This window comes from Pseudomonas sp. PSE14 (genome assembly GCF_029203285.1).
GTDB lineage: Bacteria > Pseudomonadota > Gammaproteobacteria > Pseudomonadales > Pseudomonadaceae > Pseudomonas.
The window spans coordinates 5,833,290-5,847,720 of the sequence record NZ_CP115669.1 but is presented as its reverse complement, the minus strand read 5'-3'; the positions used below and the strand labels follow the sequence as shown (position 1 = coordinate 5,847,720).

Here is a 14,431-nt window from a genome sequence, read left to right as displayed (position 1 = left end):
AAAGGGACATCTCTTCCTGATCATGCATGAGTACTTCTCCGTAATGGACGAACTGTCGTCGAGCACAGAGATACCCCTTGGGCTGGAATCTTCTTTGCGCCGGAGCAAACAAGCCCACAGTTGGACAACGTGTCGCAGGCTCTGACAGGCGGTTGCTGGCCGTTACAGTCCGGCGACGATAGAAACGGGCAAGTGTGGGGACGGCGAGGTAAGATTCTTCCCCTGAACCAACCTCCCGCGCCCGGCGTGCGGGCCTCAACGGACAAGGACCCTCCATGCGTCTGCACGGACTCACCCTACTGGCCCTGACCATTGGCTGCCTCGGCGTGCAGGAAGCGCGCGCGAGCAGCGACGATTCCTGCTACCCGAGCTGGAACCTCAAGCGCGACACGCTGGACGTGTGCAACAGCCTGCCGTTCCTGAGCCCCGGCAACGACAGCCGGATCAACCTGCAGCTGCTGCTGGCCGACGCCGGCCAGGCGAATCTCCCGGACCGGCCGCTGTCGGACGACGAGCAGCAGCTGGGCTACGGCAAGGTGCCGTTCCCGATGGCGCGCCTGCTCGACGATGGGCAGTCCACCGATGCCGACGGCCCGGCGAGCGGCACCCAGGCGAGCGCGCCGCTGGCCGACCTGGTGGCGCGCATCGGCCTGCCGGCGGACAGCCTGGCGCAATCCGCCGACAGCTTCGCCAGCGGCGAAGGCAGCCGCTGCCGCAGCAACAACGCCGCTACCGCCCAGGACTTCCTCAGCCAACTGCTGCTGGTGGAAGGGCTGTCGGCCGAAGAGCGGCAGAGCCTGGCGCGCGGCCGCCTGACCCTGCTCGGCGCCTGCCAGTGGGATGACACCCAGCTCACCGTCATCCTCCCCGGCGACCTGCAATCCGCGCCGGGCAAGGCGTTCGCCAGCTACCTCAAGGGCGCGGCGGAGTTCTACAGCGGCCGCTTCGGCGAGGCGCTCAAGGCCTTCCGCGCCCTGCAGGACAGCGACCTGCCCTGGCTGCAGGAAACCGCCCGCTACATGATCGCCCGCAGCCAGCTCAACGAGGCCCAGCAGAACGCCTTCGACGACATGGGCTACCCCGACCTGCGCAAGGTCGACAAGAACGTCCTGAAGGGCGCCGAGGCGAGCCTGGGCGACTACCTCAAGCGTTATCCACAGGGCCAGTACGCCGACTCGGCCAAGGGGCTGCTGCGCCGCGTCTATTGGCTGATGAGCGACGAGGGCCGCCTGGCTGGGGAATACGCCGAGCTGTTCGCCCGTCACGACGCCGACCTGGGCCCGCTGATCCAGGAAGTCGACAACAAGCTGCTGGTCACCGCCCACCCGGCGGACGTCCGCGACCCGCGCCTGCTGGCCGTGCTCGACCTGATGCAGATGCGTCATCACGAGCCGAACGAGCCGCGTGCCCTGGACAGTGCAGGTCTGGCGGGGCAGAAGGAACTGTTCGCCAAGCAGCCTGGCCTGCATGACTACCTGTCTGCGGCCTACCAGCTGTATGTGGAAGAAAAGCCGGCCGAGGCGTTGAAGAGCCTGCCCGAGGAGATTCCCGAGAAGCTCGACTACCTCGCCTTCAGCCAGCAGGCGCTGCGTGGTTTCGCCCTGGAGGCCGGCAACGACTGGCTGAGCGCCGAGAAGCTGTGGTTGCGCCTGCTGCCCCTGGCCAGGCAACCGCTGCAGCGCGACCAGCTGGAACTGGCCCTGGCCTTCAACTACGAGCGCAGCGACCGCCTGGTGAAGGTCTTCGCCGAGGGCTCGCCGGTGCAGACGCCGATCATCCGCGAGATTCTCCTGCGCCACGTCGCCGGCCCCGATCTGCTGCGCCAGCAGGCGCGCTCCACCTCGACCTCGGTCGAGGAGCGCGACACCGCGTTGTTCGCCCTGCTCTACAAGGATCTGCTGCACGGCCAGTACCAGGCCTTTATCGACGACCTCGCGCTGCTGCCCGCCGAGCCGACCAACAAGCCGCTGGGCGCCAGCATCGGTTACCTCTACGGCAGCATGCCGCTGACGCTGTTCCAGTGGCCGGGCGGCAAGAACGACAGCGGCTACGAGTGCCCGGCCATCGTCGACGTGGCCCGCGACCTGCAGCAGAGCCCGCAGCCGCCGAAGGCGCTGAACTGCCTGGGCGAGTTCATCCTGCGCAACAACCTCGACGGCTTCCCGCTGGACAACCCGCCGGGCGAGCGTGAGTTGGGTGGCAGCGATTCGCTGTTCCCCGGCACCGCCTATTCGCGCATGGACGGTTACCTGAAGATCATCGCCGACAAGCAGGCGCCGGAAGACGACCGCGCCTATGCGCTGTTCCGCGCGATCAACTGCTATGCGCCCAGTGGCTTCAACGGCTGCGGCAGCCAGGACATCGCCCCGTCCCAGCGCAAGCAGTGGTTCCGCGCGCTGAAGAGCCAGTACGCCGCCACGCCCTGGGCGAAGGCGCTGAAGTACTACTGGTAAACCGATGCTGCGGACCGTCGCGGTTGCCCTGGCGCTGCTGTTGCTGGGCAGCGCCGGCGCTGCCGCGGGCGAGGTGGACGCGGCCGACCACGACGCCTTCTGGCTGTGGAGCGGCGTCGCTGCGCAGCCGGTGCTGGCCCGGGCGCGTACCCTCTACGTGCTGCAGGGCCAGGTCAGCGCGCCGCGCTACAAGGATGGCAACGCCCGGCTGATCGCCCAGGGCATCGCCATTCCGCGCCTGACCCGGGGCGAGGTCTGGGTGGTCTACCGCGCCCACACCCTGCGCTGGCACGAGGATATCTACCGCACCCTGCTGGCCCAACTGCGCCGCTGGCGTGCCGCCGGCAATCCGGTGGTGGGGGTGCAGATCGACTTCGACGCGCGCACCCGCTACCTGGGCGAGTACGTCGACTTCCTCCAGGACCTGCGCAAGCGCCTGCCGCCCGACTGCCGGTTGAGCATCACCGGGTTGATGGACTGGGGCAGCAACGGCGCGCCCGAGACCATCAACCGCCTGGCCGGCGTGGTGGACGAGGTGGTGGTGCAGACCTACCAGGGGCGGCACACCATTCCCAACTACGCGGCATACCTGCCGCGCGTGGCCCGGTTGCAGTTGCCGTTCCGCATCGGGCTGGCGCAGTACGGGGAATGGCAGGCGCCGGATTACCTGGCGCAGAGCCCGTGGTTCAGGGGGTATGTGGTGTTTCTGCAGAATCCGTGAGGCAACGGCGTAGGGCGTATAACGTTCGACGTTATACGCCGTTTGCCCCTGGTCTCCGACCGCGCGAACTCCAATCTGAAAACCTGTGACAGGGCGCTTCGAGCTCGACCGATGCGTCTGCTGATGATCAGGGTGCATCGGCGTACCACCGCGAACGGTTGTACGCCCTACGCCTGGGCATCAGTTCCCGCCGCACCCGCATTTGCCGCAATCATTCCCGCAGCTGCCGGCCGCAGCCGGCTCCCGCGCATCCCGCGTGGTGCCGCCGTTCAGGTTGCGCATCAGCAGGGCGTATTGCAGGTCCAGCTCTTCGGGGACCGGGACATAGACGATGTGGCCGTCGCCGGGCGCTACGCCGATGGACTCGCCCCGACTGTTCTCCAATGCCTGCAGACGCAACGTGCGATTACCCGCCGGGGTCATCAGCTCGACGCTGTCGCCCACCTCGAAGCGGTTCTTCACCCGCACTTCGGCCAGGCCGTTGCGGCGCTCGCCGGTGAACTCACCGACGAACTGCTGGCGCTCGGACAGCGAATGGCCGTACTGGTAGTTCTGATATTCGTCATGCACATGGCGGCGCAGGAAGCCTTCGGTGTAGCCGCGATGGGCGAGGGATTCGAGGGTGTCCATCAGGCCGAGGTCGAAGGCACGGCCGGCGACGGCGTCGTCGATGGCCTTGCGGTACGCCTGGGCGGTGCGCGCGACGTAGTAGTGGGACTTGGTGCGGCCCTCGATCTTCAGCGAATGCACGCCCATCTGCGCCAAACGCTGCACGTGCTGGATGGCGCGCAGGTCCTTGGAGTTCATGATGTAGGTGCCGTGCTCGTCCTCGAAGGCCTCCATCAGTTCTCCGGGGCGGTTGCCTTCTTCGAGCAGGAAGATGTCCCGGGTCGGCGCGCCGATGCCCAGGGTCGGTTCGACGTTGCGCACCGCATGGCCCAGTTCGTCCTCGTGGGCGGCGTGGGTCCGGTATTCCCAGCGGCAGGCGTTGGTGCAGGTACCCTGGTTGGGGTCGCGGCGGTTGATGTAGCCCGACAGCAGGCAGCGCCCGGAGTAGGCCATGCACAGTGCGCCGTGGACGAAGACTTCCAGTTCCATGCCGGGGACCCGTTCGCGGATTTCGCCGATTTCCTCCAGCGACAGCTCGCGGGACAGGATCACCCGCTTGAGCCCCTGCTGGCGCCAGAACTCCACGCTGGCCCAGTTCACCGCGTTGGCCTGAACCGAGAGGTGGATATCAACCTCGGGGAAATGCTGGCGAACCAGCATGATCAGGCCTGGATCGGACATGATCAGCGCATCCGGCCCGAGGGCGATCACCGATTCGACATCCTGCAGGAAGGTCTTCAGCTTGGCGTTGTGCGGGGCGATGTTGACTACCACGTAGAGGCGCTTGCCCAGGGCGTGGGCCTCGTTGATGCCGGTGGCGAGGTTGGCGTGGTCGAACGCGTTGTTGCGCACCCGCAGGCTGTAGCGCGGCTGGCCGGCGTAGACGGCGTCGGCGCCGTAGGCGAAGGCGTGGCGCAGGCTTTTCAGCGAGCCGGCGGGGCAGAGCAGTTCGGGGGAGAACGGGGTGTGGGACATGGTGGCGGAGCGGGTCGTGGGAAAAAGGCCGCCACTCTAGGAAATCCGCGGGTTGTACGTGCTGAGCGAGGTCAACGCCAAGGCGCTTTTCGTAGGAGCGAGCTTGCTCGCGAACCGACCAGCGTCGGAGCTGCCGGTAGGTGTTGTTCGCGAGCAAGAACTAGGCGTCCCCCTCGCTCCTACAGGCCATGCATGAGGATGCGGCACGTCATTCCAGCCACTTGCGCCCCTGCAGCTCCAGCAACGCCTGCGCCTGCTCCGGCCCGTTGCTGCCGGCGGGGTAGGGGCGCGGGCTCTGGTAGTGCTCCTGCCAGCCCTTGATGATCGGGTCGACCCAGCTCCAGGCCGCTTCCACCTCGTCGCGGCGCATGAACAGGGTCGAGTCGCCTTCGATCACGTCCAGCAGCAGGCGCTCGTAGGCGTCCCAGCGGCGCTTGTTGCGGCTGAAGGCCTCGGCCAGGTTGAGGTTTAGCTCCACCGGCTCCAGCTGCATGCCCTTGCCCGGCGCCTTGGCCATCAGCTGCACGCTGATGCGCTCTTCGGGCTGCAACCTTATCCACAGGCGGTTGGCGGTGCTGGCGGCGCCGATCAGCCCGTTGGGCGCCGGCTTGAACTGGATGACGATCTCCGAGCACTTCTTCGCCATGCGCTTGCCGGTGCGCAGGTAAAACGGCACGCCGGACCAGCGCCAGTTGTCGATCTCGGCCTGTACGGCGACAAAGGTCTCCGTATCGCTGTCGTTGTCGACATTTTTCTCGAACCAGTAGGCCGGCACCTCCTGCCCGCCGATGTGTCCGGTGGTGTATTGGCCGCGTACGGTCTTGTCCTGCACGTCCTGCCCGGAAATCGGCTTGAGCGCCTGGAGAATCTTCACCTTCTCGTTGCGCACCGCCTCGGCGTCGAAGCGCACCGGCGCTTCCATGGTCACCAGGCAGAGCAGCTGCAGCAGATGGTTCTGCACCATGTCGCGCATGGCGCCGGCGTGGTCGTAGTAGGCGCCGCGGTTCTCCACGCCCAGAGTCTCGTTGACGGTGATCTGCACGTGGTCGATGTGCCCGTTGCGCCACACCGGCTCGAACAGGGTGTTGGCGAAGCGCAGGGCCATCAGGTTCTGCACGGTTTCCTTGCCCAGGTAGTGGTCGATGCGGAACACCCGGGATTCGTCGAACACCTCGCCGATCGCCTGGTTGATCGCCAGCGCCGAATCCAGCGAATGGCCCAGCGGCTTCTCCAGCACGATGCGCGCCAGGGGGCCGGCCAGGCCGGCGACCTTGAGGTTCTGCGCGATCGGCGCGAACAGGCTCGGCGCGGTGGCCAGGTAATGCACCAGCACGCGGCCTTCGCTGCGCTTGAGCGCCTTGGCCAGACGGCCGAAGTCGGCGCTCTGGGAGGCGTCCATCGCCAGGTATTCCAGGCGCTGGGCGAAACTGCGCCAGGCCTCGGCGGAGAAGTCGTTGCGCGCCACCTGGGCGCGGCAATTGCGTTCGGCCAGGGCGAGGTAGGACATCGTGTCGCGGTTGCTGCGGGCGAGGGCGAAAATCCGCGTGTCGGCCGGCAGGCGGTTTTCCCGGTGCAGGTGATAGAGCGCCGGCAGTAGCTTGTGCAGGGCCAGGTCGCCGCTACCGCCGAACACCAGGATGTCGCAGGAGCTGGGGAGACTAGGGCTGGCGGGCGTATTCAAGACTTATTCCCTGGGCTTGGCGAGTCAATTTGTAGTATAACTACAACAAGACTACAGAATTCTCAGACAATCATCACCGAGCCTACCCCTGTGAACCTTTTGCAGCACATTGCCCAGTCGCGTCATCTGCTCCGCAAATCGGAGCTCAAGGTTGCCGATCACGTGATGCAGGACCCTGCATCGGTCATGCACAGCTCCATGGCGGACCTCGCCCACGGCGTTGGCGTCAGCGAACCGACCATCGTGCGCTTCTGCCGCGCCATCGGCTGCAGCGGTTTCCAGGATCTCAAGCTCAAGCTGGCGCAGAGCCTGGCCGCCGGCGCCAGCTTCGGTCAGTTCTCGATCAACGAGACCGACTCGGTGGCGGACTTCAGCCTGAAGATCTTCGACACCACCCTGCACTCGCTGATGGAAGTGCGCGAGCACCTCGACACCCATGCCCTGGAGCGCGCCATCGCGGCCATCGCCCATGCCCAGCGCGTGGAGTTCTACGGCTTCGGCGCGTCCGGCGCGGTGGCGGCGGATGCCCAGCACAAGTTCTTCCGCCTGCTGCTCTCGGCGGCGGCCTATTCCGACCCGCACATGCAGGCCATGTCGGCGGTGACCCTGAAGCCCTCGGACGTGGCGATCTGCATCTCGCAGTCCGGCCGCTCCAAGGACCTGCTGGTGACCGCCAACCTGGTGCGCGAGGCCGGCGCCACGCTGATCACCCTGTGCCCCAGCCAGACCCCGCTGGCGGACCTGGCCACGGTGAACCTGGCGGTGGATGTACACGAAGACACCGACATCTACACTCCGTTGACTTCGCGTATCGCCCACCTGGTGGTGATCGACGTGCTGGCGATGGGTGTGGCCATGGCCCGCGGCCCGGACCTGGTCAACCACTTGAAGAGCGTGAAACGCAGCCTGCGCAGCCTGCGCCTGTCGCCGAAAGTGGTGAAGAGCCACGAGGAGCGCCCGGAAGAGGCGTCCTGATCCACCAGGCCAGCGATACGTGATTCCCTCGTGCGGGCGCCTTGGCGCCTGTGCGCTATCCCGTGCGTTGCTGTGCCCGATGGAGAACCTGTGATGGATCATGTGCAATTCTGGACGCTGATCGATAACGCTCGTGCCCGCGCCGAGTCGCCTGTCGATGTGGCGGCGCAGCTGGTGGAGCTTCTGGCCCAGCAGGACGAGCGCGACATCCTGCTGTGGGGGCAGATCTTCGGCGAATACCAGCGACTGTCGTACAAGAACCGCCTGTGGGCCGCGGCCTATGTGATCAACGGCGGCTGCAGCGACGACAGTTTCGATTACTTCCGCGCCTGGCTCACCGCCCAAGGGCGCTACGTCTTCCTCGATGCCCTGGCCGACCCCGAGAACCTCGCCGAATACGACGACGTCGAGCCTTACGACTCGTTCGACGAGGACATGCTGGACGTCGGTTGCGCCGCCTACTTCCGGAAGCACGGCCTGACGCAGCGCGACTACGACAGGTTCGATGCCGCCCTCGATGCCCATCCGCTGGACGAGCGGGAGAAGGCGGCGATGCTCGCCGAGATTCGTTTCGCAGCGGATATCGACGCCGAGTGGGACGAGGACGAGCTGGATTCCCTGCTGCCCCGGCTCAGCGAAAGGTTCGGCTGACGCGGATTCCTCAAACCGTCATCTTCCGGGGCCATTCTCGTGTCTCCAGCCCTTCGGCCTTGGGAGATGCGAGATGCCCCGCCATATCGACGACACCCAGCTCCAACTGGACGCCAAGACCCGCCGCAAGCTTGAAGACCAGCGGCGCATGCAGTTCCGCCGCGCCATCGAGGACCGCATGGAGGCGCAACGCCTCGCTGTGGAAACCTCCGATTACCCCGATCTGATCGCCGTCGCCTACCTCACTTCTGCACGGGCGGGCCGGCGAAACGTTCAGCCAGCTGGCTGATCAGTGCCCGCTCTTCACGGATGAAGGCGACGAACGCCTGGGCCACCGGGCTCAGGCGCTTGCCGCGGGCGTGCACCAGACACCAGCTGCGGTAGAGCGGCAGCTCTTCCACGGGCAGCTCGCGCAAGAGGCCCGAGTGCAGTTCGCGGCTGACCGCATGGCGCGGCAGCAGCGCCAGGCCCAGGCCCGCCAGCACCCCTTCACGTGAGCCTTCGAGCGATGCGAATTCCAGCGTCTGCGGGAAGTGCGCGCGCTTCTGCTGGAAGTGTTCCTCGCAGGCCTTGCGCGTGCCCGAACCGGGCTCGCGGACCAGCAGCGGATAGGGCTCCAGGTCCTTGAGCGACAGCTTGGCGGCATTGCACAGCGGGTGATCCGGTGGCGCCACCGCGATGATCGGGTTGTTCAGGAAGGGCAGGAATTCCAGGGCCATGTCCTGGGGCACCAGCGACATGATCACCAGGTCGTCGCGGTTGTCCGACAGGCGCTTGATCGCCTGGGCGCGGTTGACCACCGTGAGGTTCAGGCTGACATCCGGGTGCTGCGCGTGGAAGGCGGCGAACAGGTGCGGGGTGATGTACTTGGCGCTGGATTCCACCGCCAGGCGCAACTGGCCCTGCAGCGAGCCCTTGAGGTCGGAGAGGTTCATGTCCAGCACTTCCAGGCGCTGGAAGATGTCGTTGGTCGCGCGCAGCAGGGCGTCGGCGGCGTCGGTCTGGTAGAGCTTCTTGCCGATGTATTCGAACAGCGGCTGGCCGACCAGTTCTTCCAGCTGGCGGATCTGCAGGCTGACCGCCGGTTGGGTCAGCGCCATTTCCTCCGCCGCGCGGCTGTAGGAACGGCTTTCGCACACTGCGCGAAAAACCTGCAGTTGGCGAAGGGTCATACGCATCAATGACTTACGCATGTTCAGGGCCTGATCACGACATTTTCGAATGACTATAAATCATTCTTTATGGCTACCCCAATAATTATTGATTTTGGTTAATCCTCCCTCCCGCGCTAGGGTAAATCCACGCCGGAACCCGCTCCGGCCAACATATCCAGCTGCCGGTTGCGGAGCTGCCGATTGGTTTTTACGCCGGGGTCCACAAGGCCCGGGCCGAGGGAAAGCCGCAGTGATCAAGAAAATCCTGATCGCCAACCGTGGGGAGATCGCTGTCCGGATCGTGCGTGCCTGCGCCGAGATGGGCATCCGTTCGGTGGCCGTCTATGCCGACGCCGACCGCCACGCCCTGCACGTCAAGCGTGCCGACGAAGCGCACAGCATCGGTACCGATCCACTCGCCGGTTACCTCAACCCGCGCGCCCTGGTGAACCTGGCGGTGGAAACCGGCTGCGACGCCCTGCACCCGGGCTACGGTTTCCTCTCCGAGAACGCGGAGCTGGCGGAAATCTGCGCCGAGCGCGGCATCAAGTTCATCGGCCCGTCGGCGGAAGTGATCCGCCGCATGGGCGACAAGACCGAAGCGCGCCGCAGCATGATCGCCGCCGGCGTGCCCTGCACCCCCGGCACCGAAGGCAACGTCGCCGACCTCGCCGAAGCCGTCTCCGAAGCCGAGCGCATCGGCTACCCGGTGATGCTCAAGGCCACCTCCGGCGGTGGCGGTCGCGGCATCCGTCGCTGCAACAGCCGCGAGGAGCTGGAGCAGAACTTCCCCCGTGTGATCTCCGAGGCCACCAAGGCCTTCGGCAGCGCGGAAGTCTTCCTCGAGAAGTGCATCGTCAACCCGAAGCACATCGAAGCCCAGGTGCTGGCCGACTCCTTCGGCAATACCGTGCACCTGTTCGAGCGCGACTGCTCGATCCAGCGCCGCAACCAGAAGCTCATCGAGATCGCCCCCAGCCCGCAGCTCACCCCCGAGCAGCGCGCCTACATCGGCGACCTGTCGGTGCGCGCGGCCAAGGCCGTGGGTTACGAGAACGCCGGCACCGTGGAGTTCCTGCTCGCCGATGGCGAGGTGTACTTCATGGAGATGAACACCCGCGTGCAGGTGGAACACACCATCACCGAGGAAATCACCGGCATCGACATCGTCCGCGAGCAGATCCGCATCGCCTCGGGCCTGCCGCTCTCGGTCAAGCAGGAAGACATCATCCACCGCGGCTTCGCGCTGCAGTTCCGCATCAACGCGGAAGACCCGAAGAACAACTTCCTGCCGTCCTTCGGCAAGATCACCCGCTACTACGCGCCCGGCGGCCCCGGCGTGCGCACCGACACGGCGATCTACACCGGCTACACCATCCCGCCGTACTACGACTCGATGTGCCTGAAGCTGGTGGTCTGGGCGCTGACCTGGGAAGAGGCGCTGGACCGCGGCCTGCGTGCGCTGGACGACATGCGCGTGCAGGGCGTGAAGACCACCGCGGCCTACTACCAGGAAATCCTCAAGAACCCGGAATTCCGCAGCGCGCAGTTCAACACCAGCTTCGTTGAGAGCCACCCGGAACTGACCGAGTACTCCATCAAACGCACCCCGTCGCACCTGGCCATCGCCATCGCCACCGCCATTGCCGCCCACGCTGGCCTGTGAGGATCTCGTACATGACCGTTTCCAAGAAAGTCACCGTCACCGATACCATCCTGCGCGACGCCCACCAGTCGCTGCTGGCGACCCGGATGCGCACCGAAGACATGCTTCCCATCTGCGACAAGCTCGACAAGGTCGGCTACTGGTCGCTGGAAGTCTGGGGCGGCGCCACCTTCGACGCCTGCGTGCGCTTCCTCAAGGAAGACCCGTGGGAGCGCCTGCGCAAGCTCAAGGCCGCGCTGCCCAACACCCGCCTGCAGATGCTCCTGCGCGGTCAGAACCTGCTCGGCTACCGCCACTACAGCGACGACGTGGTGCGTGCTTTCGTCGCCAAGGCGGCGGTCAACGGCATCGACGTGTTCCGCATTTTCGACGCGATGAACGACGTGCGTAACCTGCGCACCTCCATCGAAGCGGTGAAGGCCGCCGGCAAGCACGCCCAGGGCACCATTGCCTACACCACCAGCCCGGTCCACACCATCGAGGCCTTCGTGGCCCAGGGTCGCGCCATGGCGGACATGGGCGTGGACTCCATCGCCATCAAGGACATGGCCGGCCTGCTGACCCCCTACGCCACCGGCGAACTGGTCAAGGCGCTGAAAGACGCGCTGCCGCTGGACGTGGTGGTGCACTCCCATGACACCGCCGGCGTGGCCAGCATGTGCCAGCTGAAGGCTGTGGAAAACGGCGCCGATCGTATCGACACCGCCATCTCCAGCATGGCCTGGGGCACCAGCCACCCGGGTACCGAATCCATGGTCGCCGCTCTGCGCGACACTCCGTTCGATACCGGCCTGGACCTGGAGCTGATCCAGGAAATCGGCATGTACTTCCACGCCGTGCGCAAGAAGTACCACCAGTTCGAGAGCGAGTTCACCGGCGTGGATACCCGCGTGCAGGTCAACCAGGTTCCGGGCGGGATGATTTCCAACCTGGCCAACCAGCTCAAGGAACAGGGCGCGCTGAACCGCATGCCGGAAGTGCTCGCGGAAATCCCGCGCGTTCGCGAAGACCTGGGCTTCCCGCCCCTGGTCACCCCGACCTCGCAGATCGTCGGCACCCAGGCGTTCTTCAACGTGCTGGCCGGCGAGCGCTACAAGACCATCACCAACGAGGTGAAGCTGTACCTGCAGGGCCGCTACGGCAAGGCGCCGGGCAAGATCGACGAAGCGCTGCGCCGCCAGGCCATCGGCAATGAGGAAGTGATCGACGTGCGTCCGGCCGACCTGATCAAGCCGGAACTGAACAAGCTGCGCGAGGAAATCGGTAGCCTGGCCCAGTCCGAAGAGGACGTGCTGACCTTCGCCATGTTCCCGGACATCGGCCGCAAGTTCCTCGAGGAGCGCGCCGCCGGCACCCTGAAGCCCGAAGAGCTGCTGCCAATCCCCAACGGCAAGGGCGTTGCCCCGGCCGGTGGTGAAGGCGTACCGACCGAGTTCGTGGTCGACGTGCACGGCGAGAGCTACCGCGTGGACATCACCGGCGTTGGCGTGAAGACCGACGGCAAGCGCCACTTCTACCTGTCGGTGGATGGCATGCCGGAAGAGGTGGTGTTCGAGCCGCTCAACGAGTTCATCGGCGGCGGCGGCAACAAGCGCAAGCAGGCCAGCGAACCGGGCCACGTCACCACCACCATGCCGGGCAACATCGTCGACGTGCTGGTGAAGGAAGGCGACAGCGTCAAGGCTGGCCAGGCGGTGCTGATCACCGAAGCAATGAAGATGGAAACCGAGGTGCAGGCGGGCATCGCCGGCACCGTGAAGGCCATTCACGTGGCCAAGGGCGACCGGGTCAACCCCGGTGAGATCCTGGTAGAAATTGAAGGCTGACCAAGGACAGACGGGTCTTTAAGGTTCAGTCCCCGGGGGAGCACGATGCTCCCCCTTTTTTTGTCCGCAGGATTTGTGTGCCGGCTTGATCTGCGTCGGAAACTTCCTTCAGAAAGCCTCTATGTTCCACGCTGGGAAAATCGAGCATGGGTGCGGCGATGGGGAGAGTCGTTCTGTTGTGGGTGCTGCTGTGCGCGAGTGCCCAGGCAATGGGTCAGTCATCGGAGATGATGGATCGGCTCGCCGCCCTGGAGAAGGACCCCGCCGCGCGGGAGCGTTCCTACGCCGCGGCGCAGGAGCGCATCCTGCTGTGCAGCAAGTGCCACGGCGAGGACGGCAACAGCAAGCGTGACTACATTCCCAACCTTGCCGGACAGAATCCGCAGTACCTGTTCGACGCCTTCGAAAAGTACGTCACCCGCCAGCGTACCGACTTCGTGATGAACCAGGCCGCGAAGCTGCTGACCCTGGAGGAGCGGGTGAACATCGCCTTCTACTTCAGCCAGCAGAAGGTCCATCCCAGACCCGCCACCGAGCCGGTGGACAACGCACTGGCAGCGCAGGGCGCGCAGCGCTTCGGCACTGTCTGCGCCGCCTGCCACGGTGCCGCCGCACTGGGGCACGACGGCATTCCACGCATTGCCGGCCAGCCCGGCCCCTACCTGAGTCATGCCCTGCAGCGCTACCGCGACAAGGATCCCAGCCGGGCGGATTCGCCCATGCTCGGGGTGGCGGTTTCGCTCAGCGATGGCGATATCGCGGCGCTGAGCGCTTATCTCAGTCAACTGCAGCCCTGACGGAGGACCGGCGGCGCCAGGCGAGGCGCGCGCCGGTTCGGCATTACTGCTGTTGCTGCTCAGCGGGCTGCTCGGTGGCTTGTGGTGCTTGCGTCGGTGCGGCGGCAGGCTCAGCCGGAGCCGGAGCCGGAGCCGCCGGCTGAGCGGCGGGCGCGCTGGCTTGCGGAGCCGGTTCGGGTTTCTTGTCGCAGGCGGCGAGGACGGCGCAGGTGGCGAGAAGGATGCAGAGTCGTTTCATGGCGTGTTCTCTCTTGAACGGTTGGCGGAAAATCGGCCGGAAGACCGAGGCCGGCAAGCTTTGCCGCGTGTTGCGGAAGATGGAATGTCGTGGGTTCCGAGACTTGTTGGGAGTTTTCCGAAACGCTCTTGTGAGAACGGAAAGAGGCCTGTCCGACGGCAGTACCGACAGGAAGGGCTTAAACCTTATATACTCTGCGGTCTTTCAACCGTTCCAATGTGAGAATCGCCGTGAGCACCTTGCCTGCCTGCCCGAAATGCAACTCCGAGTACACCTATGAAGACGGCGATCTGCTGATCTGCCCGGAGTGCGCCCACGAGTGGTCCGCCAATGGTGCGGCCGAAGCGGACGGCGATGCCCGCGTGATCAAGGATTCCGTTGGCAACCTGCTGCAGGACGGCGACACCGTCACCGTGATCAAGGACCTGAAGGTCAAGGGCTCGTCCCTGGTGGTGAAGGTCGGCACCAAGGTGAAGAACATCCGCCTGGTAGACGGCGACCACGACATCGACTGCAAGATCGACGGCATCGGCGCGATGAAGCTGAAGTCGGAGTTCGTGAAGAAGGTCTGAGCCTTCTCGCCCCCAACAAAAAGCCCGGCCATGCGCCGGGCTTTTTGCATCTTGTGGGAGCGAGCTTGCTCGCGAACCGGCCCCACTGCGGACCTGGTTCGCGAGCAAGCTCG

At 65.5% G+C, this 14,431-nt stretch carries 13 protein-coding genes; 9 read left to right on the top strand and 4 right to left on the bottom strand.

From position 1 onward, the window contains the following. Positions 1-275: 275 nt before the first annotated feature. Together O6P39_RS26720 and O6P39_RS26715 are read left to right on the top strand one after the other, a co-directional pair. A complete protein-coding gene (locus O6P39_RS26720; protein ID WP_275609349.1) occupies positions 276-2,453 on the top strand; it encodes an outer membrane assembly lipoprotein YfiO in 2,178 nt (725 codons plus the stop codon). Between the two features lie 4 nt (positions 2,454-2,457). After that, entirely contained in the window at positions 2,458-3,174 is a 717-nt protein-coding gene (locus O6P39_RS26715; RefSeq protein ID WP_275609348.1) for a DUF3142 domain-containing protein, read from the top strand. Between the two features lie 180 nt (positions 3,175-3,354). Here the strand turns inward: O6P39_RS26715 and yegQ are convergent, their stop codons facing one another. After that, positions 3,355-4,758, bottom strand: coding sequence for a tRNA 5-hydroxyuridine modification protein YegQ (yegQ, locus tag O6P39_RS26710; protein ID WP_275609347.1), 1,404 nt, complete (start codon positions 4,756-4,758; stop codon positions 3,355-3,357). 208 nt (positions 4,759-4,966) lie between these two features. After that, the gene (zwf, locus tag O6P39_RS26705; RefSeq protein ID WP_275609346.1) at positions 4,967-6,439 is read right to left on the bottom strand and encodes a glucose-6-phosphate dehydrogenase; all 1,473 of its coding nucleotides are present in this window, start codon (positions 6,437-6,439) and stop codon (positions 4,967-4,969) included. 90 nt (positions 6,440-6,529) lie between these two features. Between zwf and hexR the strand changes: the two genes are divergently transcribed. From hexR to O6P39_RS26690, 3 genes are all read left to right on the top strand, one after another. Then, positions 6,530-7,414 (top strand): transcriptional regulator HexR, encoded by an 885-nt coding sequence (hexR, locus tag O6P39_RS26700; RefSeq protein WP_152227592.1) that lies wholly within the window; start codon positions 6,530-6,532, stop codon positions 7,412-7,414. Between the two features lie 93 nt (positions 7,415-7,507). Next, positions 7,508-8,065, top strand: a complete 558-nt coding sequence (locus O6P39_RS26695) for a DUF4240 domain-containing protein (protein WP_275609345.1) — start codon at positions 7,508-7,510, stop codon at positions 8,063-8,065. A gap of 73 nt (positions 8,066-8,138) precedes the next feature. After that, a complete protein-coding gene (locus tag O6P39_RS26690) occupies positions 8,139-8,354 on the top strand; it encodes a transcriptional regulator (RefSeq protein WP_275609344.1) in 216 nt (71 codons plus the stop codon). Here the strand turns inward: O6P39_RS26690 and O6P39_RS26685 are convergent. Next, positions 8,308-9,243 carry a LysR family transcriptional regulator gene (locus tag O6P39_RS26685; protein ID WP_275612038.1) on the bottom strand — a complete coding sequence of 312 codons (936 nt, stop codon included), beginning with the start codon at positions 9,241-9,243 and terminating at the stop codon, positions 8,308-8,310. The genes O6P39_RS26690 and O6P39_RS26685 overlap by 47 nt on opposite strands. Before the next feature lie 226 nt (positions 9,244-9,469). Here O6P39_RS26685 and O6P39_RS26680 point away from each other — a divergent pair, with 226 nt between their 5' ends. From O6P39_RS26680 to O6P39_RS26670, 3 genes are all read left to right on the top strand, one after another. Continuing rightward, the gene (locus O6P39_RS26680; RefSeq protein ID WP_275609343.1) at positions 9,470-10,885 is read left to right on the top strand and encodes an acetyl-CoA carboxylase biotin carboxylase subunit; all 1,416 of its coding nucleotides are present in this window, start codon (positions 9,470-9,472) and stop codon (positions 10,883-10,885) included. Between the two features lie 11 nt (positions 10,886-10,896). Further along, the gene (gene oadA, locus O6P39_RS26675) at positions 10,897-12,711 is read left to right on the top strand and encodes a sodium-extruding oxaloacetate decarboxylase subunit alpha (protein ID WP_275609342.1); all 1,815 of its coding nucleotides are present in this window, start codon (positions 10,897-10,899) and stop codon (positions 12,709-12,711) included. A gap of 209 nt (positions 12,712-12,920) precedes the next feature. Next, positions 12,921-13,508, top strand: coding sequence for a c-type cytochrome (locus O6P39_RS26670; RefSeq protein WP_275609341.1), 588 nt, complete (start codon positions 12,921-12,923; stop codon positions 13,506-13,508). 43 nt (positions 13,509-13,551) lie between these two features. Here O6P39_RS26670 and O6P39_RS26665 read toward each other — a convergent pair whose 3' ends face one another. Then, positions 13,552-13,746: a hypothetical protein gene (locus O6P39_RS26665; RefSeq protein ID WP_275609340.1), complete on the bottom strand. Its 195-nt coding sequence runs from the start codon at positions 13,744-13,746 to the stop codon at positions 13,552-13,554. A 230-nt stretch (positions 13,747-13,976) separates the two neighbouring features. Between O6P39_RS26665 and O6P39_RS26660 the strand changes: the two genes are divergently transcribed. Continuing rightward, positions 13,977-14,318, top strand: a complete 342-nt coding sequence (locus O6P39_RS26660) for a zinc ribbon domain-containing protein YjdM (protein WP_207884978.1) — start codon at positions 13,977-13,979, stop codon at positions 14,316-14,318. Positions 14,319-14,431: the final 113 nt, after the last annotated feature.